Consider the following 26,076-nt stretch of genomic DNA (forward strand, 5'->3'; position numbering starts at 1 on the left):
TACGGCATCTAATAAGCAAAAGACCCCGCAGGAGCAATGAATGAATCGCGCTGATTCAATCACTGAGCCGTTGCGGGGCAAAACGTACTTTCATCGATAATAGTCGCCAACGTCCAAAATACCCAATGCGCCGATCGCTGTGGGTGAAATTAACCGGAATTATTACCGGCTTAGAACTCGTGTGGAACCGTGTAGCATTCTTCGATGCCGGCGGTGGTCGCTAGATTCTCGGTGCGCAGTGGCACGTCTAGATTCACCCGGACATGGCGTGGATTTTCTTCGGCCTCAAAGACTAAAGACTTAAAGCCCACGATGGCGTAGCTATCATTCATCGCCCGCACATCACATTGAATGCGGTCCTTGGTGTTGTAGGAAACCTCGATGCTGGCTACCGCCTCGGTGTCCGAAGTGATCCGGAAGCCCACATCGTTGGCGGAGATCTGCGAGAAATTATTCAGTCCGATGTACCCGGCGCCGGCCACACCCACCGCTAAAGCACCAGCGATAAGCCAGTTACGCGTCTTTCGGTTGAGCCGTTTCTTGGGCGTATGGTAACGACCCATTAAGCTGGGATCAGACATAAAGGTGCCTCTTGCTACTCTCTGCTGAAATGACGGGGAGCCACCAACCAGTCTAGTCCCCAAAGGGGACAAAGGAATATTCGGCCCAAGGTGAGAGTTGTCATTGAGGGTAGCGAAAGCAGCATAGACTGCACCGGCTTGTAGCGAATTCAAAAGGAAGAGCTTAGTGGAGATTCACAACGTGAAAAAAATGCCGCCATCTCAGGGGCTGCGACTGCTAGCGATCCATGCGCATCCGGATGATGAGTCCTCCAAGGGTGCGGCGACCATGGCCGCCTATGTGGAAGCTGGGGCCGAGGTGATGGTGGTGACCTGCACCGGCGGTGAACGCGGCGACATTCTCAACGCGGCAGCCGGTGAATTGGCTCACGCGCACCGTGACCTGCCCGGGGTGCGCCGTGGCGAAATGGCCGAGGCCGCGAAGATCTTGGGCATCCAGCACCGTTGGCTGGGTTACGTTGACTCCGGACTGCCCGAAGGGGACCCGCTTCCGGAGCTACCCTTTGGCGCCTTCGCCGCGCAACCGGTTGAAGTTGCCGCGGCCGGGCTGATTAAGCTCATTCGCGAATTCCGTCCGCACGTGATTACCACCTACGACGAAAATGGCGGTTACCCTCACCCGGATCATATCCAAACGCACAAGGTTTCGTTGTTCGCCTTCGAACACGCCGCCAATCCGAAGATGTACCCGCATCTGGGGGAGAGCTGGGAAGTACGTAAGCTGTATTACGACCGGGCATTCGCACCGGACCGTTTCCGCTCCTTGCATTATGCAATGCTCGACGCCGGATACGAATCCCCGTACACCGAGCGGGTGCAACGTTGGGAAGAAGACCAAGACGACCAGATGTTCAGCTGGGTTTCGCCGCACACAACCACCACTCAGGTGTACTGTGCCGATCAATTTACCAAGCGTGATCAGGCTCTTTTGGCACACCGTACGCAGATCGACCCGGAGGGTTTCTTTTTCGCGGTACCCGAGCACATCTACGCCGAACATTGGCCGTGGGAGGACTACACCTTGATTACCTCCAAAGTTTCCACCGAACTACCCGAAACCGACCTCTTTGCCGGACTAAGATAGTACTAGGCGACAAAGTTCCAGAAAAGAGTTGTACTACACCGTGAACCACCTTTACCTACTCTTGGCCAGTGCACCGGTCAACGAGTCAACCTCTAGCTACAATCCGGTCAGCCAGTCCGGCCCCGGTTTCTTGGGCTTCGTTTTCACCGCGTTGCTGGTGATTGCCGGGATCTTCCTGATCCGCGACATGGTACGTCGGGTACGTCGGGTGCGTTACACCTCCGAAGCCGAGGCTCGTCAGGAGCGTTTGGTGACGCGTGGGCAGAACCGTCCACTCGAAGAACCAACAACCGAAGTCGACCCGAAGACCCGCGAAAACTAAGTCGGTTCACTTCTTTCGATATCCAACGCAAACCCCCGTCACCGGATCACGACGATCCGTGGCGGGGGTTTGCGTTATCAGGATAGGAACAGGCTGAGAACCCAGGAATTTTCGGAGAAACGTACCCGGAAGCGGCTAGCATGGCCATGTGGCTCAACGACTTGCGAACACTTCTAGCCTGTATTTGCGGCAACACCAACACCAGGAGGTGGATTGGTGGCCGTATTCCGCGCGACCATTTGCGGCAGCCGAAGAACAAGACAAGCCCGTACTGATTTCCATCGGCTATGCCGCCTGCCATTGGTGCCATGTGATGAGCCACGAATCCTTTGACGATCCACACGTCGCCGAATTCATCAATGAGCATTTCATCGCGATCAAGGTGGACCGAGAGGAACACCCGCTGGTGGACGACACCTATATGCTGGCCACCCAAGCCATGACCGGGGCCGGCGGGTGGCCGATGACGGTGTTCACCCTGCCCGATGGTCGGGCCTTCCACACCGGAACCTACTATCCGGCCACCCCGCGCGGCAAAATGCCATCGTTCACTCAGGTACTCAGCGCGGTGCATGAGGCTTACACCCAACGCCGTGAAGCAGTCCAGCAGCAGGCCGCGGCGCTCGCCGCACATCTGGCACAACTGAGTAGTGGGCACCATCAGCTGGCTGGGTTCACCAGCCAACAAGCCACACAGACCGATGCCTTAGCAGCAGCGGAAACGAACTGGATTCAAAATACACAGCCCACCGGCGGGTTCACTCCCGCGCCAAAATTCCCGCCCACCCAGTCGCTCACGGTCATCTGGCAGCGAGTGCTCACCTCCGCGGATCCCAGAGAGCTCTTCGAAGCAGCCTGTACCACCACCGAGGCGCTGCTGCTTGGCGGGTTGCAGGATCACCTGCGCGGCGGTTTCGCCCGCTATTGCGTGGACGAAGCGTGGGCGGTACCGCACTTTGAAAAAATGCTTTACGACAATGCGCAACTGCTGCGGATGCTCACTAGCGCCTATGCGGTGTGCACCGAAGTAGTCGGCCAATTCAGTGACCCTGCCCTGCAGCAGCGCGCCACAGATCTGGCCAGAGCCGCCGAGCGAGCCACCCGCGGCATCGTGCAATGGCTGGACACGCATATGTTCACCGGAAGCGGTCACGGGCTGCCCGGGGCTTTTGCCGCCTCCCTGGATGCGGATTCGGTTCGTGGTAACGGTACTGCCGAAGGCGCCTACTACACCTTTAGCGATGCGCAACGGCAATGGCTCCTGAGCGAGCTGGGCCAGCCCCTGCCGCAGGGCTTGATCCGTTGGGTGGAGGTGGCCGATGACCCTGGACACTACTGCTTGTCGCTCGCACGGATGCCACAGGCCACCGAATGGCCAGCATGGGATGCGCTCTTGGATGCCGCGCGCGGCTTGAGCGCACAGCGCTCCGTTCCGCAACGCGATGAAAAGGTGGTTGCCGGCTGGAACGGGCTCGCGGTTGAGGCTTTAGTACATGCCGCGCAGATCATGAACCGTCCCGAATATCGGCAGCTGGCCGAAACGGTGGCTAACTACCTGTGGACGCAGCATTTTGATGGTGACACGGCACAGTTAGCGCGCACCAGCTTAGCCGGTCAAGCGGATCACTCCAACCAAGGAACCTTGGAAGACTATGCGGGGCTGAGCCTCGGGTTTTTAGCCTTGGCCGGGACTGATGACGCCGGGGTGTGGAGCGAGCGAGCACAGCAACTCCTAGACGGAGCCCTGAACTTCGTCGACACTCAGGGATTAGCGCGCGACATGGTGGAACTCGATCCCGTGCTGCACGCCCAACGCGGCGAGCAGCCGGCGGCGAACCTGCTTGATGATGCTATTCCGGCTGCCGGTTCCTTGCTGGCCAGAGCTTTGAGCGTGCGCGCACTGGACTTACTGAGCCACGATGACAATATCGAGCGTGCGCAGAGTTACCTGGATCGGGCCGCGTCGCTGGTATCTCATGCACAACTGCTGGCCGGAAAATTTCCGACCGCTGCCGCCGGGGCACTGGAAGTTTGGGCGCTTCATGAGTCCCCGGTGCAATATCTGCGACCTTCAGATCCCCAAGCGCCGCAGCTGGGTACGTGGCGCAGCTTAGCTGGCGTTTTAGGGCTTGCAGTCGGAAGCCCCGGGGCCGAGCATAGTGCCCATCCGGATGGAAGTTTGCGGATCTACCCCTGTCGGGATACCAGCTGTCAGGCACCGGTCACCGAGCCGGCGCAGCTGCTCTCCATTTTGCGTGGCGACCGGCCGCAGTGGGCGACATAAACACCCTGCACGCCGATGTGCGCGCCACTGTCAGTTCCAGACGGTAAATTAGGGTTGGAGTGCGTTTTCGCTCGAGATCTAGTGGAGGAGGAACAGGTGGGGCTACTTTCTCTTGCCTACCGCGTGTACGAGCGACGGTTGGCCCGTTCCTTACCCAGCGATAAATTGCCACATCATATCGGCGTGATGGTGGACGGAAACCGGCGCTGGGCCAAGTTAGCCGGGAGTCCCACCGCAGACGGCCACCGAGCAGGCGCCAAGAAGATCCTGGAGTTCCTCGAATGGTGTGATGAGCTGGGGGTGAAAGTGGTAACCCTGTATATGCTTTCCACCGATAACCTCAACCGCGAAGCATCCGAACTGCGTGACCTGCTGGTCATCATCGGCAATCTGCTCGATGAGTTAGGGCAAACCAACCGTGTTGCGGTGCAACAGGTTGGCGCCCGGGACCTGTTGCCGGAAGACCTGAGCCAGAAACTCACCGAACTGGAGCAAAAAACCGCCAACCGGGACGGCGTACACGTCAACGTGGCTATTGGTTATGGGGGACGCCGGGAAATCGTCGACGCGGTTAAATCTCTACTTTCCGACGCGGCTACGCAGGGGCGAAGTCTGGAAGAGATTGCCGCGGATCTGGATGTCGGCTCCTTGGAATCCTACCTGTATACCAAGGGTCAACCGGATCCGGACTTGGTGATCCGCACCAGTGGTGAACAACGTCTGTCCGGCTTCCTGACCTGGCAAAGTGCCTACTCCGAGTTTTACTTCTGCGAAGCGCTCTGGCCGGATTTCCGCCGGGTTGATTTCTTGCGTGCCCTGCGTGACTATGCCGACCGGCAACGTCGTTTCGGCGCCTAAATTCCTGAGCCAACACGCGGCACACCGAGATGAAAATCCTCCGCATGACGTCGTTCTTTCACCTCAAACCACTGTCGAATCGTCTAGTCACACCCGGTTGCGCGGTCACGTTTACCAAAAAGCAACCTTGGGTTTAGCCGGTAGCGCAGTTGGCGGGGTTATGGTGGGCACACAGGAGGAACCGATCAGGTTCCGCCTCACCGAAAGGTTCGACACTGGATGGTTGCCCGCACGCACGACAGGGCCGCCCACCCGCGGCTCGAGCGGATCTCTGGTGAGTGCTTTTCCCACATGCGCGTGGGGAGAGCCCCCACGCAGAATTCGAGAACGGGTGAATCGTCATGGCCGAACAAACCGAACTGACTCCACGAACCTACGTACTGGACACCTCGGTCTTGCTCTCCGACCCACATGCGATCTTCAACTTCGCTGAACACCCCGTGGTGATCCCGTTGACCGTGGTGACCGAGCTGGAGCAGAAACGTAAAGACCTCGAACTGGGGTTCTTCGCCCGGCAGGCGCTACGCAATCTCGATGACCTGATTCAGGAACACGGTGGCCTGGGTTCGGCGGTTCCGGTAGGCCAGCGCGGTGGCACACTACGGATCGAATTGAATAACATCGCCCAATCGGTGCTCCCGGTGGGGATGCGCAGCGCCGAGAACGATAGCCGCATTCTGGCAGTGGCCAAGGCGCTGCTTGATGAAGGGTTGGAGGTCGCGCTGGTGACCAAGGACCTGCCGATGCGGATTAAAGCCTCGGCGATGGGTGTCCAAGCAGAGGTGTATCGCAATGAACTCATCGCGGGTTCCGGGTGGAGCGGGATCGAGGAATTAGAGCTGGAGGCTGAAACCATGGCCGAGCTCTACGAAACCGAACGAATCAGTGCCCCTGCGCAAACCGCCGAGTACCCGGTGAACACCGGCTTGGTGATTACCTCGGCCCGCGGTTCGGCGCTGGGACGGAAGCTGTCCGATGGTTCCATCCGGTTGGTACGCGGAGACCGGGAAGCTTTTGGTTTACACGGACGCAGCGCCGAACAGCGCATCGCCCTAGACTTCCTGATGGACCCCAGCGTCGGGATCGTCTCGCTCGGCGGTCGGGCCGGCACCGGAAAATCCGCGCTGGCGTTGTGTGCCGGTATGGAAGCGGTGTTGGAGCGACGCGAACATCGTAAGATTACCGTGTTTCGTCCGCTCTACGCGGTGGGAGGCCAGGAATTGGGTTATCTTCCGGGGTCAGAGGGCGAAAAGATGAACCCGTGGGCACAAGCGGTCTTTGACACCCTCGGGTCGGTGGCCTCGAAGAACGCCATTGATGAGGTGGTGGAACGTGGGATGCTCGAAGTGTTACCGCTGACCCATATTCGTGGCCGGTCGCTACACGATTCCTTCGTGATCGTTGACGAGGCACAATCCTTGGAACGCAACGTTCTACTCACCGTGCTTTCCCGCATTGGTCAAAACTCCAAGGTGGTGCTTACCCACGATGTGGCGCAGCGCGATAACTTGCATGTGGGACGTCATGACGGGATCGCCGCAGTGGTGGAGCAGCTGAAAGGAAATGAGCTCTTCGCCCACATCACCCTGACCCGCTCGGAACGTTCGGCCATCGCAGCTTTGGTTACCGAGCTGTTGGACGCCCGGACCAATTAATCCTTACGCTGCGCATCGCGATCGGTGCGTAGCGTCCACGGGCGCGGGCTACGCACGTCGACCAAGGTGGGGGTGGGGGCGGTAAATAAGGAGTCGATGTAGTACTCGTTGTGACCCAAAATCCGCAACCGAAGGTCAGCCGCCCGGGTACCGCTGAGCACGATACGTTCGAGCAGCACCCCAGTACGTCGATCAAGGGTCACCAGCACGCGCGCGCCAGCCGGTATCAGGCTGAATCCGGGTACCGCGGGTCGATAACTATGTCCCGCGCTGAGAACCGCTTGGATGATCTCTCGACCGTTAGCATCGGTGGTTTCGCGTAGTTCGTGGATGTACGTGGGGTGGTTGAAAGCCAGATCCAATGCCGCTGGCTCCTCACCGGCAAGTTCCACCGGATCAAGCATCGCAGCGAGGAAGGGCAGCGGGATCAAATTGCCGAAACCTTGAATAGCGGGTCGCCGGTGAACCAGATGTTCATCATTGAATACCGGGGCTACCAACGAGGCTGGCAGTTTCCACGAGGCAGCGCTCGCCGCCACATAGTCCATTCCACGATCCGCGGTGAACAGCTCACGCTGAAAGAGCAGTTGCTCATCGGCCGAGGAAATGGCGATGGCCTCACGGCCACGCAAAAGGACAGTGAGCTCGGAGGTCAGGTTAAGATCGGGGCGGGCGAGTTGCTCGGGAACGTGCACGCTAAACCGCAAGCTGGTGCTCAGCCACGGAGCCGAACGAGCCAAAGCACGAAAACGACGACGCGCAGTGGAATCCGGTGGAACCGTTTCGGGGAATTGTGGCGTGGCGGAAGGCTGATACATACTTCCAGTGTAGGAGGCGCTACTCCGTGCACAATAGGGCCGCGCCTCTGCCGCAACGGTGAAACGCTAATTATGCTCGGTACATGATGGAGTTGTTTCACCAAGGACTGCTGCTGCAGGTGGTTGCAGCGCTCTATCTTGCTGGTTTTGCGTTCTTTGCGGTGAGCCTGAGCATCGCTGATATTCGTTGGCACCGTCTGCCTAACCGTTTGGTGCTTGCGTGGACGCTATATTCCGTGGCCCTGTTGCTGGGAGTTAGTGTGCTGCGCAGTGACTATCAGGCGCTGCTGTGGGCTTTGCTGGCCTCGCTGATACTTGGTGGCTGCTATTTGTTGCTGAGTATCTGTGGGGGTGGGGCGATGGGCATGGGGGATGTGAAGTTGGCGGCCGTGCTCGGGCTGAACCTCGGATATTTTTCGCTTGGCTCGGTACTTTTCGCCACGATCGTGGCCTTTATTTCCGCCAGCCTCTTGGTGCTGATTGGCATGTTGCTGCGCAGACTCACCTTACGCTCGCGTGTCCCCTTCGGCCCCTTCATGATCTTTGGCGCGGGCCTCGCCTTGTTTATGACAACATGAAACCATGGCTACCCCGGAATTCATCAGCAAGCTTCGCCAGCACATCGGCACCGACCCGCTGTGGCTCTCGGGGGTTAAAGTGGTGGTGCTTCACGACGCGCAAGTCTTATTGGTGCGTCGGGCCGATAATGGATTGTGGACACTGCCAGCAGGGATTATTGACCCGGGCGAAGAAGCCGCCCACACCGCGGTCCGTGAAGTCCGGGAAGAAACCGGAATCGAATGCGAAGTCACCCATCTCATCGGGGTGGGAGTCACCGCCCCGACAACCTACCCCAATGGGGACCAAGCTCAGTACTTAGATGTGGTGCTCAGAGCGCGACAAATCGATCGACGTACCCCGCAGGTCAACGACGAAGAAAACCTGGAAGTGCGCTATTTCCCCTTAGCTGATTATCCGAGCCTGCCACCGTTACACGAACGCGCCCTGCGGTGGGCCCTGCAACCCCGGACCGGTGGCTACTTCGGAACCTAAGACTTCGCGGTGAAACCGACAGCCGATAGGGCAGTGAAACAGCACCGGCCGGGCAGCTGTCTTTGCAGAACAGCTCCCCGGGCTGTGCGAGAGAACACCTACGATAGGTGCGGCAGCTTAGTGCTTGCCAGTCATGGTGGAGACGTCGAGCAACTCATCGAGTTGTGCTTCACTAATTTCTCCACGTTCAACGAAACCCAGAGCGATGGTCGCTTCCCGCACCGTCAGCTTTTCATTCACGGCCTTCTTGGCGATTTTCGCTGCATTTTCGTAGCCGATCAGCTTATTCAGCGGAGTCACAATCGACGGGGACGCTTCGGCCAAGAAACGGGCCCGTTCGGTATTTGCGGTGATTCCGTCGATCATCTTGCTGGCCATCACCTGACTGACATTGCTCAACAAGCGGATGGACTCCAGCAGGTTTGCTGCCATCACCGGGATGCCGACGTTTAGCTCGAAAGCACCGTTGGTTCCGGACCAGGCGATGGTGGTGTCATTGCCGATGACCTGAGCTGCAGCCATGATCGCGGCCTCGGAAATCACCGGATTGACCTTGCCTGGCATGATCGAAGATCCCGGTTGCAGATCAGGAATCGCGATTTCTCCTAACCCGGTGTTCGGGCCCGAACCCATCCAGCGCAGATCATTGTTGATCTTCATCAGTGAAATCGCGATGGTCCGCAGCGCTGCGGAGGCCTCGACCAACCCGTCACGGTTAGCTTGCGCCTCGAAGTGGTTCCGCGCCTCGGTGATCGGCAAACCGGTGTCTTCGCGCAGGAACTCCAAAACCTTTTCTGGGAACCCGTCGGGAGTATTAATACCAGTACCTACCGCGGTTCCTCCTAGCGGAACCTCGGCTACCCGGGGCAGTGCTGCGTGAATGCGTTCGATTCCGTAACGGACCTGGGCGGCATAGCCGCCAAATTCCTGCCCCAAAGTGACCGGGGTGGCGTCCATCAGGTGGGTACGTCCCGACTTGACGATGTCCTTGAACTCGCTGGCCTTGGCTTCCAATGATTCAGCCAGACCGTCTAGGGCGGGGACGAGCTTGCCCAGCAGTGCGCTGGTTGCCGCGACGTGGACGGAGGTCGGAAACACGTCGTTGGAGGACTGTGAGGCGTTGACGTGATCGTTGGGGTGGACTTCGCTGTCAGACCCGGAAGCGGCGAGATGGCGGTTGGCCAGCTCGGCCAAGACCTCATTGGTGTTCATATTGGAGCTGGTGCCAGAACCGGTCTGGAAAACATCAATGGGAAAGTGCTCGTCGAAGTTGCCGGAGGCTACCTGATCGGCGGCCACCACGATGGCCTCTGCACGTTGCGCATCGAGGACACCCAGCGCCTGATTAGCTTGCGCGGCTGCCTTTTTCACCTGCGCTAGGGCCTTGATATGTTCGGCCTCTAGACGCTTGCCAGAGATCGGGAAATTCTCGACGGCGCGTTGCGTCTGAGCACGGTACAGAGCATGCTTGGGCACGCGGACTTCGCCCATCGTGTCGTGTTCAATGCGGAAATCATCGTTGGTAGTCATATGTCTAACGCTACGCCGCAAGGAGATTAGGTAACAATAATATGTCCTAAAAATCACTGCGAATTCGTCAGCCGCGAACAGCTAACGCGCTTCATGCTGGGTAAATTTCCCGATGAAAGACACGATTGGATGCCTGTAGCCGAGACGTCGCACCTGGGAAGGAGCTGGGTGATACCTCAAACCCAAGCTCTCAACTGAGGTCCCTTGACCCAACTGATTATCTGCACGCCCTGCGTGCTCACCCCGGGGAACGGCGGCTGGCTGCCATGCATAGGTTTTCGGGGCCACAATCTTTATGGCTGGCGAACTCCGTGCGAGCCACGGCAGAGATCAGCGGACGACTATTTGACCTGTTGTTGTGCAGCTTGGGCGATACTCAACAGTTGTTCTTCGGAGGTATCGCTAGAGAGGACCAGAGTGGAATCTTCACGTTCGGAAATCAGGTAGACCTGTTCATCCTTGGTCCGTTGTTCCCACTCGGTTCCATCAAGAATTAAAGTATCGGTAGGCACTGCATTGTCAGTTAGCGCCGCCAGCCAGCTGGGGTTGAACTCTGCGTTAGATATTTGCCGAACCCATACGAAGTCGCGCTCCTGCATGACCAGACCAAATTCCCAGTAAGAGACTTCCTGAACCCGGGAGGTCTGCCACCGAGCAAAGTTCGCGTACTCGCCTTCGCCGAGGGTAGGCGCCCAGGGCTCAAAATCGGCCGCAGGAGCGGCTTGTGCAGCCACGGCCTCTAAATCGACTGAGCGCTCGTTCTCACCACCACTGTTGATGGGGTTCAGGAGCAAAATGGGAATGACAGCAGCCAACGTGAAGAGCAGCGAAAGCACCATTCCCTTGAAGGTTTGGTTCGCGCGCTTCGCCTGACTTTTGGTGAGTTGCGGCTTGTACGGCAGATCCTCAAAAGTTGCGTTGGGATCGTTGATATCACGACGACCAGTGACGGAGGCGTCCGAAGCGGAGGCTGGCTGTTGATTCTCAGGTGACTGCACCCCTATATTCTCCCCGATGTTGCCGCACAAATCGAACCACCGTGCGATAGAGCACATCACATTGTGAAGCCATGCGGAAACACTTCAGGAATTCAGTGGCGGACGAAGACAAGCGATATGATGAGACTGTTTGTATAGGCGCTAGAACATACGACCGAAGCGATGGGAACTTTCGTGACCGAAAACAGCAACTTTACCCACCTATCACCGCGACTGTCGGTTTCCGAAGCGGAACCGGATCGCAACTTGGCACTGGAGTTGGTGCGTGCAACCGAGGCCGCGGCCATTGCTTCCTCGCCTTGGGTAGGGTTCGGTGACAAGAACGCCGCCGATGGGGCCGCAGTCGATGCCATGCGTGGGCTGCTCTCCACCGTGAACTTCAACGGCGTGGTAGTCATCGGTGAAGGTGAAAAAGATGAAGCACCCATGCTTTTCAATGGTGAAAAGGTGGGTTCCGGGCAAGGCGCGGAATGCGATGTCGCCGTTGACCCGATCGACGGAACCCGGCTGACCGCTCTTGGCTTGAACAACGCGCTGTCCGTGTTGGCGGTTGCCGACCGCGGCACCATGTTTGATCCATCGGCGGTGTTCTACATGGAGAAGCTGGTCACCGGTCCGGAGGCCGCGGAACTTGTGGATCTTCGCTTGCCGGTGAAGCAGAACCTACATCTGATGGCTAAGGCCAAGGGCAAGAAGATGAGCCAGATTACCGTGACCGTGTTGGATCGCCCACGCCACGAGAAGCTGATTTCCGAAATCCGTGAGGCTGGCGCCCGCGTGAAGCTGATCATGGATGGCGATGTGGCCGCCGCTATTGCTGCCACCCGTGAAGGTACCGGGGTGGACGCTCTAATGGGTGTCGGTGGCACTCCCGAAGGTATTGTGACCGCCTGCGCGATCAAGTCCCTAGGTGGTGTGATTCAGGGCCGTTTGTGGCCCACCGATGAAGCCGAACGTGAAGCTGCGCTGGCCGCGGGGCACGATCTTGATCGCGTGCTGACCACTAACGACTTGGTGACCTCGGATAACTGCTATTTTGCAGCCACTGGTATCACCGATGGCGATTTGCTGCGCGGAGTACGCTACAAGAACAATCGAATTCACACCCAGTCGATCGTGATGCGGTCGAAGTCCGGCACCATTCGCTTCGTCGAGGGTGAGCACCAGCAGGACAAGTGGGAAGCTTATACCCGCTAGATAGCCGGTAGCTGACATGCAAGTGGGTGCGGGAACTTCCCTAGCGGAAGTACCCGCACCCAACTTTTTTAACCGTGTGGATGACTCAGTGGCACTGTGCCGATGCGCTGGCGATGAACAGGGAGCTCTTCGCGGCGGTGGCGCGGGCACGATAGTTTCCTGCAGCGGGCAGGAAGACCGACTCACCGCGGCTAATGCGCAACTGCTCGTCATCGCCGATGAGCACAAAACTTCCAGCGGTGCACAACGCGATTGCCCCACCGCTACAGTGCACTTGATGCTCCAACTGTTCAGCTTCCGCCGAGCTTTCTAACACCTGAAGTTGAAACTCATCAAAATCAGGGGTGTATAACTTATTGCCCGGTTCCACAGCGTGGGCGGTCAACCGTTCGGGGAGCCCAGGTTCGGTGATGGTCACCGCCAACAGCTCTGGAACATCAATGTGTTTGCTGGTCAGTCCGCCGCGCAGTACGTTATCGGAGTTTGCCATGACTTCGATACCGACACCGCGCAGATAGGCATGAATTTTACCCGCACCCAAGGAGATCGCTTCCCCGGCCTGAAGTCGTACGACATTCATTAGCAGGGCCACCAACACGCCCGGGTCCTTCGGGTAGAACTGCGCGGCCCAAGCGACTTCGGCAAGCTGTGGCTGCTCCCGCAATGCTGGGTGTGCGTTAATCGAACTCACTAATTCCTCGCAGAGTTGATGTATCGGCTCACCGCCGGTCAAAACGAGTTCCAGCGCGCGCCCGAGGGGCTGCTGCGCACTGGAAAGGGCCTGCACCAACGCGGCATGCGTTTGCTGCGCTGGGGCCGATAACTCGTCACGGAGCTGCGCCAGATCCGCCAAGATCTGCGCCGGGGTACGGAAACCGCTTAACGCCACAAAGTCGCCTAAGGCGTAGAGCATTTCGGGTTTGTGATTGTCATCCTTGTAATTACGCTGCGCAGCAGCTCGGTCGATCTCGGCTGCATCTTCACGCTGATACCCTTCTCGTGCTTGAACTAGGGAAGGGTGAACTTGGATAGACAGCGGCTGACTGGCAGCCAACACCTTCATCAAGAACGGAAGCTGGCCGAAACGCGAACTGACGCACTGTCCCAAGAACTTTACGGGTTGCTGTTCGATCAGGATATCGAGCCCCTGCCCGGTGGTGCTGTGCTGGCTGGGATTGCCCGGGTGGGCGCCCAACCACAACTCGGCCTGCGGAGTAATTTCGGCGCTATGGCCGAGCAGTTGCGTGATCGCATCCGTTGAACCCCAGTGGTAGGCACGGATGCCATTCTTCAGGTGAAACATGTACGTCTGCTGACCTTTCATCATGAGGGAACATGTTCGGGGTTCGGATTTAGGGTAGGGAGGGGAAAACTTTTAGGGAATCGAACATTCATCGTTGTTCGCGGCGATCTCGCTAATTCGACCGGTCGCACCGATAAGTTCCAGTCGTACCAGATAGTCCTCATCGATCGCGCTGCCATCGGGTTGCGTGAATACCTCGTCACCGGTGTTGGACAGCGCCCGATCATCAGCCTGTGCCGAAGTCTCAGTTTCCTGCGCCGCGCCGGCTTGAGTGGTTGGCGAACTCTCCACCGCGGACTCCGAAGCACTCGGCGCAGGCTGGTTAGGTTCTTCGCCCTGGGTATCTTTCGGCTTTTCCGGGGTGTTCTGCTTGGCGATCAACGAATCAATACGTTGCTCGATGAGATCAAAATCGGGGTAAGTGGAGAACCGGTCTGAGGCGCTACCGAAGTCCGGGGCACCCAAGGTCAACCGCTCAAAGGGGTACTTGCGTGCTTTTTCGGCCAGTGACACGAAGGAACCCAACTGGTTGGCCGGGATGTCGGTTTCCACCAGCTGCTCACCGGCATCCATGATGCTGGTGAAACGGCTAAGCACATTCTGCGGGGTGATCTGCTGGATCAGTGCCTGCTGCAGGCACTGCTGGCGCTTAATCCGGTGGTAATCACTGGTGAAGTCGCGTGAGCGGGCAAACCATAGGGCCTGTTTGCCGTCAAAGTGTTGCAGTCCCGGAGCGAACCAGTGGGTCCGGATATTTGTGCCTTCCCACTTTTTCGCGTTGTACGGAACCCAGCCGCCGGAGATGATCTTTACCCCGCCCACCGCGTTAACAAAGGATTCAAAGCCGGCCATGTCCACCATCACATAACCCTGAACTTCAAGCCCGGTGCTACCGGAAATGGCATCCATGGTGGCTTGGGCGCCGACGTTCTTCACCGTTGCCGGGAAACGATCCGCATAGTTGTCCTCGGCCTCGCGGTAGATGGCGTTGAAAAGGCATTCATTTCCGCAGTTATAACCCTCGGGGAATATTTCGGCCATCGGAGTGCCGGACGGGAACCGTGCGTTCTGGAAGTTCCGCGGGATCGAAATCATGATTGACTTGCCGGTCTTGGCATCGACCGAAAGCAAAGCGATTGAGTCGGTGCGAATACCATCACGGTTTGAACCGGAGTCCGCGCCGAAGATGGCAATATTGTAGCGACCTTCAACCGGATCAAACGCCGGCCCCTCATCAAAGACCTTAACGATGGTTTCGCGTCCGGTATTCAGCAGTGAGGCGCTGTAGACGAAAATACCACTGGTGCCGGCTATCGCTAGTACCGTAAACAGCGCCACAATGCCGCGCATCCCGGGAGCTAACAACTTGGGTCGGATGATCACCATGGTGTTCAAGAAGATCAGTAGCCACCCCACGGCGAAGACCGAGAGCACACTGATGAGGAACAACTGGAAATTTGGGTGGCCTGCCCACGAGAGCAGGATGGAATAATCCACAAAGTAGATGACCACTAAGGCGATGATGGCCAGCCAGCACAACATGGTCACGCTGACCAAAAAACGTCCCAGCTTCCGGTTGCCAGCGATCAGCTGGGCACTTCCCGGGAACACGATCGACAAAAAGACCAGAATGAGGGCGCGCTTGGAACGCGCCGGACTGGTTAATTTTTCCGGGTGGCGCAGCGGGCTCGGTGCGCGGTGGCTGGGAGAACCCATAAAGTTGTGACTTTCCTCGACGGTGGCTTAGGCGAAATTTTCGCCCGCGACTTCGGCACGCAAGGCAGCACCCTTGGCGTAGGCCGACTCACGTAACGAATCCGCGAATTGAAGCAGTTGATCTTGTAACGATTGAGCCTGCTTATCGGTTCCCGAAGCTAGCATGCGTACCGCCAACAGGCCCGCATTACGTGCCCCACCAATAGAAACAGTGGCTACTGGAACCCCGGCAGGCATCTGCACGATAGAGAGCAGCGAATCCATTCCATCCAGCTTGTCTAAGGGGACAGGAACCCCAATGACCGGCAGCGGCGTCACCGAGGCAAGCATACCCGGAAGATGCGCGGCACCTCCGGCACCAGCAATTATCACCCGGATGCCACGTTCGTGAGCTTTTTTGCCGTACTCAATCATTTCGGTGGGCATACGGTGGGCCGAAACCACATCGGCTTCGAAGGGGATACCGAATTCGTTCAGGGCCTCGGCAGCTAAACGCATGACCGGCCAATCCGAATCGGAACCCATGACCAGACCGACCAGTGGTGCTAATGAAGTCATCGAGAATTTCCTTGAAGTTGTCCAACGAGTAGCCAAGACTACCCGTAATTGGCCCTAGATTATGCTTTTTCAGCGACCCCGTCACGGATCAACCCGGCCACGAGGTCTGCTCGTTGTCGAAGTTCATCCACGGTTTGCCCGTTGTTCGCCACCACATTAACGTGGCCGATCTTACGTCCAGGACGCACGGACTTCCCATAGGCATGAACCTTGACTTCCGGAGCTGCGGCCAAGGCTGCTTGGAAAGCAGAGAAAAGATCTTGGTTGGCACCGCCGAGATAGTTTTTCATCACGGTAACACCCAACGCGGCTGTATCACCCAGCGGTAAATCTAGTACGGCACGCAGATGCTGCTCAAATTGGCTGGTGATCGAACCGTTCATCGTCCAGTGACCGGTGTTATGCGGACGCATCGCCAACTCATTAATAACGAAACCGTCCCCGACTCCGGGAGTTTCGAAAAGTTCGGCGGCCATGACACCGGTGACCGAGAACTCGGTAGCGATCTTGATCGCGGCTTGAGCGGCAGCCTGGGCCACGGTTGGATCAATATGTTGTGCCGGGGCGATGACCTCATCGCAAACACCATCGACCTGAATGGTGTGAACTACCGGCCAGGCTTTGACCTCACCCGAAGGAGTACGGGCGACCAACGCGGAAAGTTCACGGCTGAAATCTACTTTGTCTTCGGCCAGCAGGGCTCCATGGGCGAACCAATCGCTGGCTTCGGTAGCTTGCTCGGCGCTATCCAGAATTCGTACACCCTTGCCGTCATAGCCTCCGCGAGGGGTCTTGAGCACAATCGGCCAACCAATATGGTCACCGAAGGCGATGAGCTCGGCAACGGATTCAACCTTCGCCCAGGCCGGATTGGGTAGGCCGAGCTCCTGAATGGCTTGGCGCATAATGAGCTTGTCCTGGGCGTGAATCAACGCTTCGGGACGCGGCTGGACATTGACTCCCTCATTAATAAGGGTCGTCAGATGTTCGTTGGGTACGTGTTCATGGTCGAAAGTGACGACGTCCTTGCCGCGGGCAAACTCGCGTAAAGTCGCTAAGTCTTTGTAATCGCCTACGGGGGCATCCGGGACGCTGCGCGCGGCGGAGACATCGGCGCCCTCGGCAAGCACATGTAGTTCGAATCCGAGGTTTAGGGCCTCGGGGGCCATCATGCGGGCCAATTGCCCGCCACCAATTACACCAATTTTTGGGAAGCTCACCCCTCTAGGGTATCGAAACTATGGCTTGAAACCCGATTGTGAGTCCTGAGTAGCCCACGACACACGGCGGACTATCAGGAAGAACGGATATTATTAACTGCCAGTACCCCGCGGTACAGGTGATTTCAAGGCCGGCTGTGGCCAAAGTGTAACTACGATCTGAACCGTGGCCCGACGCTAATCAGCGACTACCTGAAGCAGAATCGCTAAGGGGCGGGGATACGGCAGGTCTGGAGGATTATGTTTCAACGCATCAGTACCAAGATCCAGGGACTGGTTTCCCTGGTATGGCGGGAAGTAGCAAAATTCGGGGTGGTGGGTGGCGCTGCCTTCGTGGTCGACTCCGCCATTTACTTGTGGATGCTCTCCGGACCGATGAGTGACTCACCGGTTAAAGCCAAGATTGTTGCTGGTGTTGTCGCAACCATGTTCTCCTGGGTGGCTAATCGCTACTGGACTTTCCGGCACCGTCGCCAAGCTAACGTGGCACGCGAGCTGGTGATGTTCTTGGTGATGAACGCCATTGGTCTGGGTATCGCCGCCGCCTGCGTTTGGGTTACGAAGTATATTCTGCAGCTGACCGATACAACCAGCGTATTTATCGCCGGTTCGGTGGTTGGTCTGATCCTTGGAACCATTTTCCGGTTCTTCGCTTACCGTTTCTGGGTCTTCGGCGATAAGAACATCGCCCCAGAATTGCGAACCGACAAAGCTCTGGTGCTGGCGACCGGTTCAATCCCATTGGTCGACTCGGTGGGCACCGACTCGGCGGATGCGCGCACAGGACATCCGGATAATGACAGTATGCCGCGGGTTTAATCGCACAAAATTCTTACGCTGACTTAACGGGGCACCCCTTCTGTAGGAGGGGTGCCCCGTTAGCTTATGTTACTGGGTAGGGTAACGAGCGCTGACGCGTTCCCCGCTCAGCAACCGGTCAGTGACCTGAACCTCTGCTCCGAGTAGCACTAGCGCATCACCCCGGAACCACTGGGCGATGGCAAAGCGTAGAACCTCATCCAATGACAGTTCTGCCGAAATTAGGATGGTGCCTTGGGCGGAGTTGGCCGGAGCGAATAACTCGGTGTAGCTCAAGGTGCGGTGCTCGGTAGCCAGCGCAGGTTGTGTTCCGATGACCGGCTCCGGGAAGTAATCGTCGGCAAAGGTTCGCACGTTAGCGTTGTAATCTTCGGCCGGGCCTAGGTCGCCGGAGAACTGCAAGGCCAGGGCAGCGAGATCCACTGCTAGGACATCAGTACTTGGGGGAATATGATCGCCAGCTGGGTTGTCGCTGACCCAGAGATCCGCGGTAGCGGCCTGCGGGTGTCCGGGGGAGAGTACGCAGGCTCCGCTCTGGAAAGCAGCCAGAGAGATTACTAAGGATTTCCAGTGAGTGGGTAAATCCATCACGATCTGGCTGCCGTGGTGCACATCGAACAGCTCGTTGAGTAGATGGGCTGACTTGGAAACCCAGTTGTCAAACACCCGACCGCTGAGTTCAATGCGTTCTCCGGATGCTGAATGCCAGACCAGCCAGGGGGTTGGCTCGTCTCGACGCGGGGCAAGTAGCTTTTCAGCGAAAAGTAACGAATTGGTATCAAACGGCATGTCGTCCTCAAATATTTACTGGGAATTCACCGAGAAAGCGCGGAAGTCGCGACTCGCCCGGTTTGGCGCGGAACTTTCCCGGCGTGTTGTGATCAGAAATTGCCGAGAACTGTCCATAGAATATCCTCCCCGCTTGACTATGAACGAGTTACACGGCTGTAATTAGATGGTGCGCCGGCCCGGCTGGTCATTCGATAAATCGATGGACTAAATGGGTGGCAGCTTATGAGCGTCGCTAGCCGACGTTTGTATTCAGTAGACGTGTAGCGAAAGGGACATCATCACCATGGCGAAGATGGAGCAGGGGTACTCCGAGTATTCGACATCGGCTGTTGCGTCCGCCCAATATGGGGTCCAGGGCGCTCCGTCCGATTGGTTTATCGATCCACAGGCTGACACCGCGTCGCAGACTTCGGTGGCAGCTGACTTAGAGAACGCAGCCGACGCATTTTTGCGTGAGCATGCTGCGCCACAAGAGGTGGCCGACGAGAGCGCCGGTTCTTGGGCACCACAGCTTGACGAAGACGATGAGGTTCGCGAGAGCATCAAAGCCGTTTGGCTGGGTATCGGTGGGGAAGTCGATGAAGGTGAATTAGGTTGGCAGTCGCGTGCGCTGTGTGCGCAGACCGACCCAGAGGCGTTTTTCCCAGAAAAAGGTGGCTCCACCCGCGATGCCAAACGTGTTTGCGGCGCCTGTGTTGTACGCTCTGAATGTCTTGAATACGCGTTGAGTAACGATGAGCGCTTCGGGATCTGGGGAGGTCTGTCGGAGCGCGAACGCCGCCGCCTACGGAAACGAGCAATCTAATTCGCCCGCAAGTACATGTCACCGCCATCGTTGCTACGCACGATGGCGCTGACTTTTTACCACGAACTTTAGCCGCCTTACGTAATCAGAGCCGTCCGGTGGAACGCTTTATCGGAGTTGACGCAAGTTCAACCGATTCCTCGGCTCAAGTACTGAGCGCTAACTTGCCGTCCAATGCCTCGTTAATTAAGGCCGAAAAACATTCCCTCGGGGTGTCTGTGGCGGCGGCCGTGGCCAGTTTGCCCGATGCTCGTGCGGACCGCGACGAATGGCTCTGGATCATTCACGATGATTCGATGCCGGCCCCCGACGCGTTGGAAGCGCTGACCGCCGTGGTCGAGGCAAATGAGTCGGTTACCATCGCCGGTTGCAAGGTGTTGGACATTGACTCCCCACGTCGTCTGGTTGACGTCGGGTTGAGCACTGATCGCAAAGCCGAACGACTCACCTTGATCGATATCGACGAAGTTGATCAGGGGCAATACGACGCACGTAGTGACTATTTTGCAGTGTCTTCGGCCGGCATGTTTATCCGCCGGGATGTCTTCGAAGAACTTGATGGCTTTGACCCGGCGTTACCCGGTCGTGGCGATGATCTTGATCTGTGTTGGCGTAACCGGTTGGCCGGGCACCGTGTGGTGGTGGTTCCGGCTGCCAAAATCTATCATCACACCGATGTCCATGAACCGCTGGCCGGGCCACGTGAAGCCCGCCGCGCAGAGGTGTACCTGCGGCTGAAATATACTCCGGCCGCAGTGTTGCCGTTTAAGTGGCTCGGGATTCTGCTGGCAGGACTCGGACATTTCTTCCTCTCGCTGCTGGCCAAAGATCCCGGTCATGCCTTCAGCCACTTTGGAGCAACCCTACGAGGTCTGTTCAGCCCCGCGAAGATGCTCGCCTCACGGCGTCAAGCGAAGCGAACCCGGGTCGTGTCTCGTCGACAAGTCTCGCGGATGATGCTCAGCAACGCCGAGGTGCGTGAGTATCGACGTAATCTTGCGGCGAAAGCCGAGGAGCTACAGGTCTTTGGAGATGGTAGTGGCGTGGAAGCCGCTGCGGAACCCAGTGGGGATAACTTCTCCGACTTTGTGCGGATCGCCGGTCCACCAAAAACTACCGCGGTCTTTTCCTTGGTGCTAGCCCTCCTGCTTACCGCCGGACTTTCCCTCGTGGCGTGGCGTTCGCTGATCGGTGCCAACGCGCTTACCGGCGGTGCCGTGAAGCCGTTCTCCATCAGTCTGGCTGAAATCGGGCGGAATGCGAGTTCCTGGTGGCAACCAGCTGGTAGCGGGTTGAGCGCAGCCCCGGATAACAGCGACGTGCTGTACTGGCTTTTATCGGTACTCAGTTTCGACCATGCCAATCAGGCTAGCGCCATCTTGTTTATCGCAGCCATGCCGTTGGCCGCGCTCTTCGCCTGGATTGGGGCGACCGCGCTGACTCGTTCGCGTGCTTTACGTTTCTTGCTAGCCGTCTTTTGGGGTGTGCAGCCGGCCTTGTTGGCCGCACTGGCCTCGGGACGTACCGGTAGCGTGATCATTCACCTGCTGTTGCCACTGTTGTTCATGGCCGTCTTGCGGGCAATGAAAACCGGACTGGGCAACGACGCAAGTACCCCTGGACGTGCGCCATTGAGCAACGCCTCGGCGTGGACGGCCTCGGCCTGCGCAGCCTTGCTGATGTTCGTGATTTCGGCCAGTTCTTTCCCGTTCTTCCTGCTACTCACGGTGCTGCTCTACATCCTGGCGGTTACCCGGATTCGGCGGGTCAAGACTCTGTGGTGGATCCCGGTCCCCGCGTTACTGTGGAACCTACCGCTATTACTTGAAGCTGTAGCTAACCCACGGTTGTTGTTTACCGAGCCCGGCATGCCGCTGGCCTTTACCCCTGCCGCTCCGTGGCAGCAGGTGTTGGGTTTTCCTGAAGCCTTTGACGCGTTAACTACTCCGATCGGATTTGGTTTCCTCCCCGAAGGGCCTTGGGCCTTGGTGCTGGCGTTGCTTGTCGGCGCTCCACTGTTGGTCTTGGCGCTGATCGGGTGCATCGGAAGCGCCGCGGTGGCTAACCGAAACCTGCGCTCGAACGTGCGGTTGATGGTGCTCGGTGCGTTGCTCGGATTGTTGGCTAGCTGGGCCATAGGGTTCGTACCGGTCCGCTTGGATTCGGAACAGCTGGTCACCGCCTATACCGGGCCCTTCGTCTCCTTCGTGGTTTTTGCTTTGCTGGCCGCCGCAACACAGTCCGTGGCCGCTTTGCGTCGGGAACACCTAAACACCGGTATCCAAGCAAATGTTCCGCGCAAGACACTCGGGGTACTTTCGGCTTGTGCCACAGTGAGCTTGCTAGCGGGCTCGGCCGTGGCTGTGGCACCCCAATTAGAGTCCGGTGAGTCCGAAGCTGCGCGGACGGCCCTGGTGTCGGAGTTACAAGTCCGTGCCTCGACCGAACGCACCATCCCCGCCACGGCAGCCGATGCTGGTCGCGGCGCGTTGCAGGAGCGAACCTTGGTGTTGCGCCCGCTACCGAGCGGAAGCTTTGACACCGAACTGGTCTCGGGATCCGGGACCACGTTGGACTCGCTGAGCCGTTTTTCGCAGGTGGGACAACTAACCGGTCCTTTGCTCGCCCCGGAACGACAATTGACTTCGGTAGCGCAGTCATTGCAACGTGAAGCGGTGGCGATGCTCTTGGCTGAGTCCGCCGTGGATGCGCGGGCGAATCTGCGCGAGCTCGGTGTGGGATATGTGGTGTTGGATCAGGCAGGCGAGGCATCGGCTACGGTACGTACCTTGGATTCGGCCACCGGGTTAGCTGCTATCGGGCAAACCGATAGTGGTTGGCTCTGGCGTGTTGACTATGCCGAAGGTACGCCTGCCGGAACCGGTTTCGCTCGCTTGGTATCACAAGACGGACAAATCCAGATTGTGGATTCCAAACGTGGCACCGTGCAATCCGTCGAGATTCCCGCCGCTGACCAGTCCCGAACCTTGGTATTGGCTACCGGCTATGACAATCGGATCAAAGCCAGCCTCAACGGTGAGCCACTGCGTGCGGTATCTTACCCACTGGAAGGGGAGAACCGCTGGGCTCAGGGGTTTGAAATTCCGCAGTCCGGGGGTGAGCTGTCGGTCAAACATCAGCAGTTGCTGGCTCTTCCGATCCTAATTCTCGGTATCTTAGTGCTGCTCATCACCGCTTTATTGGCTATTCCCGTGCCGAATATTCGCACCCGCGCCGGATACCAACAAACCGAGTACCGTTTCCGCACTGACTCCACGGCACCGAGCCCGACGGACGGCGTCGTCCAGCCGGAACAGCAGTCCGATACCGTTACCGACCAGAACCCGCCGGAGCGTGAAGAAGCGCCGGCTGCGACCCCGTTGAGCCGTCGCGAGGCGCGGGAACGTGCCCGTGAACTCCGCGAACAACTGACTCCACGAGCCAGTGACCGTTTGTCGGAGTCTCCCGGGGAGCAGGAGAAGAACTAGTGGCTGAAGATTCACAGAACCCAAACCCCGATACGCCTGAACCGCAGCTTCCGGCGCCGCGACCGGCCAACGGTGCAGAGCCCGCGGCAGCATCTAAGCCTGCGGCTGATGCCTCACCAACTCCGGCACCGAGTGAGCCCGGTGACCAAGCTTCGGTGAACCCGCCGAGCAAATCCACCTCGACGAATGCCGCGGCTGCGGCCCAGTCCGCTGAACCGGCCGATGCGAAAGCCACTAAACGTCGGGCCAAACGGGAGAAGGTTCAGCGTCGCGCCAAGGCTAGGGAAAGTGCGGCGGGTGAAGCTGTGGCAGCTACCGCTACCGCGGCCGACAGCGCAGCCGGCCCGACACAGAAGAAAGCTGCTAAACGTCGGGCCAAGCTGGATAAGGCGCACGCCGCGGTGCACCGGGAGGCACAGACTGGATCACGCCGGAAGAAGAGTGCAATTCTTGGTAGCACACTGATCGTGGTGCTCAGCGCCGCCGCGGTGACTGCTGGTTCGCTCTACGCGCCGACGGTGCAGAACACCATTTTGCCCAGCGCGGTCACCAGTTTGCCTGCAGGAGATAGCATTTACACCTGCCCGGCCGTCCCACAGCTCCTACGGGGTGTGGATGGTACCGACCCACAGTTCGCACCGGGTGCCGAGGACGTTTCTACCACCATCCGGACCGCGGTGGTTTCCGACTTGGCTAAACGCATTCCAGGGTCCAGTTTGGGGCCGCTGGGAGAGGACCCACCTCGACAGTTGACCGATCGGCTGGATGACGCCGAGGCCAGCGAAGCACGTGGCTCGGATGATCAGGGCCTGACCGGGCGAAGTGCAGCGGTCCAGAACAGTGCAGACCTCGATCCCTTACAGGTGCTGCGGATCCAACCTTTGGGTGAATTGCCGTCCATCGGTTCGGGGATGCGAAGTTACCAAGCTCAGGATGGGGATCTAGCCGGACTGGCGGCCAGTACCTGTGTAGCGGCCGAAAGCACTTGGCGTTTCACCGGGTTGCAGACTACCACCGGAGCTTCCTCCGTGCTGCAGCTGGCAAACCCGACCGCGACGACCGCGCAGGTTTCGCTGGAACTCCGTGGCGCTGACGGGCTGATCGACACCTCGACGTTACAGGAACTCGTTATCGCGCCCGGGGCGAGCCGGGCTATTGTGATCGGTGGCTACGCCCAAGGTCAAGAGTCCGTGGCTGCCACCGTGCGTTCGGTGGGTGGCAAGGTCACCGCCAGCGTCCAACAGTCGGCGCTGCGCGGACTGACCCCATCGGGAGTGGACTTCGTGGCGGCCAACGCGCCAGCAGCCACCACCCAAGTCATCCCGGGAGTGTGGATTGACGAGAAGTCGAATATTGATCAGCTCACCGCGGGGGATGGGGCAGGATCCCTGGTGCCGCAACTACATGTCTCAGCCACCGGCAGCGAAGGAGCGGGCTACACCATCAAGGTGTTGAATGCTAACGGTGAGGTTGCCGTGGATTTGGGAACCCACCATGCCGCGTCCTCGGACGCCACCAGTGTGGTGGATTTGCGCGCCCTCGCTGCGGGGCATTACAGCATCGTGGTGGAATCGGATAACCCGGTGACCGCTGCGGTGCGGATGGTGCGCGGGCAGAACCCGGAGGACTCCTCGGATACCGCGTGGGCGGTCAGTTCGCGTCCGCTCAGTGGTAACCAAGTGGTGCCGCTCGCGGCGCAGGGGAACGCCACGTTCAGTCTGGCAGCCCCGCAAGGTGCAGCCAGTGTGAACGCGATCGTGATTTCCGCCGATGGGAGTATGGCCGATACGCAGACCCTTGACATCCCTGCCGGGACATCGCGGACCTTCAACCCGCGTGATATTTCCGAGGATGCCGCTGCCGTGCTCTTCCAGGGGGATTCCAACGCCTACCTTGGGCAGAGCCTGCTAGGTGCGGACCGGTCGGTCAGCTGGGCACCAATGCCACCGGCCACCGCAAGCCGGGACGGCATTGTGGTTAACGTCGTCGGCTAAAGTGCGCCGGGTTAGTGTGGATCATCCGGGAAATACTCCGGGTCAACCTCTTGCATCGAGATCATCCACAGCTGCGCCACCTCATGCACAATGCATTGGTGCACGATGTCTACCAGCTCCGGGTACGATTCGGCGATCTGCTCGATAGGTAGCCGGTAGATCGTGACCTGAGCCGGTCGGCGCGCGCCGGCCGAGCGGGAGGATGCCAGCGGGACCCGGTCTCCGGCGGCTTGCGCCTGATCCAGAAGCTTAGTTTCTGGTACTGGCAGAATCTGAAAATCGATGCTCTCCAAGCGGGTGCCCCAACGCTCGCTGAGTCGTTGCGCGCTGGCGACCACCGCGTCATCAAAGCGTTCGGGGCGGTTACGGAACCCGGGCAGATGCATGGGCACCAACGGCCCGCGGCGGGAGCGGCCGTGCCGGCGTCGCCGAGCTGGGCTGGATCGTGGAAAGATACCATCTGAACGCTGCTCCATGTTCGAAAGCATACAAGGAATCTGGCGCGTCGCAGGTGCCGCCGGTCGTTCCCGGATTTGCGGCGTGCTCACGAGTAGACTTAGGCACGTGCAAGCCCTTCGATTATGCTCTCGCCCTGCGTGCCGCGAATCGGCCCGAGCCACGCTGACCTACGTGTATGCGGATTCCACCGCAGTGCTTGGTCCGCTGGCAACCTACCCCGAGCCGCACTGCTACGACCTTTGTGCCCGGCATGCGGACCGTTTGACCGTGCCGAGCGGCTGGAATCTGATGCGTGTGCAGTTGCCAGAGGTTCTCGATGCGGCGGCCGACTCACCGGACGAGCTGTACGCTTTGGCCCATGCCGTGAAGGAACAGCCAGAGAACCAGCCGGAACCACCTGCCCAGCAACGCACCAGCAAGGGCCCAAGATTAGACGCGCGGCCGCGCCTTGCCGTGCTGCCTCAGGATGATGAACCTTCCGGGCGATAATTCGTCACCTGATTATTCGCCGACCCCTCGGGTTGGTTAGCATTCAACACAGA

At 58.7% G+C, this 26,076-nt stretch carries 23 protein-coding genes; 13 read left to right on the forward strand and 10 right to left on the reverse strand.

Translation table 11 applies throughout. The features are described 5' to 3' along the window. Positions 1 to 170: 170 nt before the first annotated feature. Complete coding sequence (locus ACQQZ8_RS03625) at positions 171 to 581, reverse strand: DUF4307 domain-containing protein (protein ID WP_431711337.1); 411 nt, start codon at positions 579 to 581, stop codon at positions 171 to 173. A 190-nt stretch (positions 582 to 771) separates the two neighbouring features. On the opposite strand from ACQQZ8_RS03625, the gene mca reads away from it, so the two are divergent. The 5 genes from mca to ACQQZ8_RS03650 all read left to right on the forward strand — a co-directional run bounded on the left by mca (position 772) and on the right by ACQQZ8_RS03650 (position 6,784). Continuing rightward, the gene (gene mca / locus ACQQZ8_RS03630) at positions 772 to 1,665 is read left to right on the forward strand and encodes a mycothiol conjugate amidase Mca (RefSeq protein WP_431712122.1); all 894 of its coding nucleotides are present in this window, start codon (positions 772 to 774) and stop codon (positions 1,663 to 1,665) included. A gap of 40 nt (positions 1,666 to 1,705) precedes the next feature. Beyond that, positions 1,706 to 1,987 carry a hypothetical protein gene (locus ACQQZ8_RS03635; RefSeq protein ID WP_431711338.1) on the forward strand — a complete coding sequence of 94 codons (282 nt, stop codon included), beginning with the start codon at positions 1,706 to 1,708 and terminating at the stop codon, positions 1,985 to 1,987. A 148-nt stretch (positions 1,988 to 2,135) separates the two neighbouring features. Further along, positions 2,136 to 4,271, forward strand: a complete 2,136-nt coding sequence (locus ACQQZ8_RS03640; protein WP_431711339.1) for a thioredoxin domain-containing protein — start codon at positions 2,136 to 2,138, stop codon at positions 4,269 to 4,271. Positions 4,272 to 4,367: 96 nt separating this feature from the next. Then, complete coding sequence (locus tag ACQQZ8_RS03645; protein ID WP_431711340.1) at positions 4,368 to 5,129, forward strand: isoprenyl transferase; 762 nt, start codon at positions 4,368 to 4,370, stop codon at positions 5,127 to 5,129. 341 nt (positions 5,130 to 5,470) lie between these two features. Then, entirely contained in the window at positions 5,471 to 6,784 is a 1,314-nt protein-coding gene (locus ACQQZ8_RS03650) for a PhoH family protein (protein ID WP_431711341.1), read from the forward strand. On the opposite strand, the gene ACQQZ8_RS03655 is transcribed toward ACQQZ8_RS03650, so the two are convergent. After that, on the reverse strand, positions 6,781 to 7,602 hold the full coding sequence (locus tag ACQQZ8_RS03655; RefSeq protein ID WP_431711342.1) for a hypothetical protein: 822 nt from the start codon (positions 7,600 to 7,602) through the stop codon (positions 6,781 to 6,783). The genes ACQQZ8_RS03650 and ACQQZ8_RS03655 overlap by 4 nt on opposite strands. A gap of 83 nt (positions 7,603 to 7,685) precedes the next feature. Here ACQQZ8_RS03655 and ACQQZ8_RS03660 point away from each other — a divergent pair, with 83 nt between their 5' ends. Both ACQQZ8_RS03660 and ACQQZ8_RS03665 read left to right on the forward strand, forming a co-directional pair. Continuing rightward, complete coding sequence (locus tag ACQQZ8_RS03660) at positions 7,686 to 8,180, forward strand: prepilin peptidase (RefSeq protein ID WP_431711343.1); 495 nt, start codon at positions 7,686 to 7,688, stop codon at positions 8,178 to 8,180. Positions 8,181 to 8,184: 4 nt separating this feature from the next. Further along, positions 8,185 to 8,655: an NUDIX hydrolase gene (locus ACQQZ8_RS03665; protein WP_431711344.1), complete on the forward strand. Its 471-nt coding sequence runs from the start codon at positions 8,185 to 8,187 to the stop codon at positions 8,653 to 8,655. Between the two features lie 117 nt (positions 8,656 to 8,772). On the opposite strand, the gene ACQQZ8_RS03670 is transcribed toward ACQQZ8_RS03665, so the two are convergent. Together ACQQZ8_RS03670 and ACQQZ8_RS03675 are read right to left on the reverse strand one after the other, a co-directional pair. Next, on the reverse strand, positions 8,773 to 10,185 hold the full coding sequence (locus ACQQZ8_RS03670; RefSeq protein ID WP_431711345.1) for a class II fumarate hydratase: 1,413 nt from the start codon (positions 10,183 to 10,185) through the stop codon (positions 8,773 to 8,775). A gap of 341 nt (positions 10,186 to 10,526) precedes the next feature. Further along, positions 10,527 to 11,183 (reverse strand): DUF4245 domain-containing protein, encoded by a 657-nt coding sequence (locus ACQQZ8_RS03675; RefSeq protein WP_431711346.1) that lies wholly within the window; start codon positions 11,181 to 11,183, stop codon positions 10,527 to 10,529. A 162-nt stretch (positions 11,184 to 11,345) separates the two neighbouring features. Here ACQQZ8_RS03675 and glpX point away from each other — a divergent pair, with 162 nt between their 5' ends. Next, positions 11,346 to 12,380, forward strand: a complete 1,035-nt coding sequence (glpX, locus tag ACQQZ8_RS03680) for a class II fructose-bisphosphatase (RefSeq protein ID WP_431711347.1) — start codon at positions 11,346 to 11,348, stop codon at positions 12,378 to 12,380. Between the two features lie 85 nt (positions 12,381 to 12,465). Here glpX and manA read toward each other — a convergent pair whose 3' ends face one another. The 4 genes from manA to ACQQZ8_RS03700 all read right to left on the reverse strand — a co-directional run bounded on the left by manA (position 12,466) and on the right by ACQQZ8_RS03700 (position 17,129). Next, complete coding sequence (gene manA / locus ACQQZ8_RS03685) at positions 12,466 to 13,683, reverse strand: mannose-6-phosphate isomerase, class I (protein WP_431711348.1); 1,218 nt, start codon at positions 13,681 to 13,683, stop codon at positions 12,466 to 12,468. A 72-nt stretch (positions 13,684 to 13,755) separates the two neighbouring features. Next, complete coding sequence (locus tag ACQQZ8_RS03690) at positions 13,756 to 15,399, reverse strand: LCP family protein (RefSeq protein ID WP_431711349.1); 1,644 nt, start codon at positions 15,397 to 15,399, stop codon at positions 13,756 to 13,758. Between the two features lie 27 nt (positions 15,400 to 15,426). Continuing rightward, entirely contained in the window at positions 15,427 to 15,957 is a 531-nt protein-coding gene (gene purE, locus ACQQZ8_RS03695) for a 5-(carboxyamino)imidazole ribonucleotide mutase (RefSeq protein ID WP_431711350.1), read from the reverse strand. A 59-nt stretch (positions 15,958 to 16,016) separates the two neighbouring features. Continuing rightward, positions 16,017 to 17,129, reverse strand: a complete 1,113-nt coding sequence (locus ACQQZ8_RS03700; protein WP_431712123.1) for a 5-(carboxyamino)imidazole ribonucleotide synthase — start codon at positions 17,127 to 17,129, stop codon at positions 16,017 to 16,019. Positions 17,130 to 17,417: 288 nt separating this feature from the next. Here ACQQZ8_RS03700 and ACQQZ8_RS03705 point away from each other — a divergent pair, with 288 nt between their 5' ends. Beyond that, positions 17,418 to 17,996: a GtrA family protein gene (locus ACQQZ8_RS03705; protein ID WP_431711351.1), complete on the forward strand. Its 579-nt coding sequence runs from the start codon at positions 17,418 to 17,420 to the stop codon at positions 17,994 to 17,996. 69 nt (positions 17,997 to 18,065) lie between these two features. On the opposite strand, the gene ACQQZ8_RS03710 is transcribed toward ACQQZ8_RS03705, so the two are convergent. Further along, positions 18,066 to 18,785, reverse strand: a complete 720-nt coding sequence (locus ACQQZ8_RS03710; RefSeq protein WP_431711352.1) for a TIGR03089 family protein — start codon at positions 18,783 to 18,785, stop codon at positions 18,066 to 18,068. 286 nt (positions 18,786 to 19,071) lie between these two features. On the opposite strand from ACQQZ8_RS03710, the gene ACQQZ8_RS03715 reads away from it, so the two are divergent. From ACQQZ8_RS03715 to ACQQZ8_RS03725, 3 genes are read left to right on the forward strand one after another with little or no spacing between them, the layout of a single operon-like run. Next, positions 19,072 to 19,593 carry a WhiB family transcriptional regulator gene (locus ACQQZ8_RS03715; RefSeq protein ID WP_431711353.1) on the forward strand — a complete coding sequence of 174 codons (522 nt, stop codon included), beginning with the start codon at positions 19,072 to 19,074 and terminating at the stop codon, positions 19,591 to 19,593. Between the two features lie 26 nt (positions 19,594 to 19,619). Beyond that, complete coding sequence (locus tag ACQQZ8_RS03720; RefSeq protein WP_431712124.1) at positions 19,620 to 23,081, forward strand: glycosyltransferase; 3,462 nt, start codon at positions 19,620 to 19,622, stop codon at positions 23,079 to 23,081. After that, a complete protein-coding gene (locus ACQQZ8_RS03725) occupies positions 23,081 to 25,075 on the forward strand; it encodes a DUF5719 family protein (protein WP_431711354.1) in 1,995 nt (664 codons plus the stop codon). Before ACQQZ8_RS03720 ends, ACQQZ8_RS03725 begins: the two co-directional genes overlap by 1 nt. A gap of 11 nt (positions 25,076 to 25,086) precedes the next feature. Here ACQQZ8_RS03725 and ACQQZ8_RS03730 read toward each other — a convergent pair whose 3' ends face one another. After that, a complete protein-coding gene (locus tag ACQQZ8_RS03730; RefSeq protein ID WP_431711355.1) occupies positions 25,087 to 25,551 on the reverse strand; it encodes a metallopeptidase family protein in 465 nt (154 codons plus the stop codon). Positions 25,552 to 25,639: 88 nt separating this feature from the next. On the opposite strand from ACQQZ8_RS03730, the gene ACQQZ8_RS03735 reads away from it, so the two are divergent. Next, positions 25,640 to 26,023, forward strand: a complete 384-nt coding sequence (locus tag ACQQZ8_RS03735) for a DUF3499 domain-containing protein (RefSeq protein WP_431711356.1) — start codon at positions 25,640 to 25,642, stop codon at positions 26,021 to 26,023. Positions 26,024 to 26,076: the final 53 nt, after the last annotated feature.

This window comes from Glutamicibacter uratoxydans (genome assembly GCF_050753455.1).
GTDB lineage: Bacteria > Actinomycetota > Actinomycetes > Actinomycetales > Micrococcaceae > Glutamicibacter > Glutamicibacter uratoxydans_A.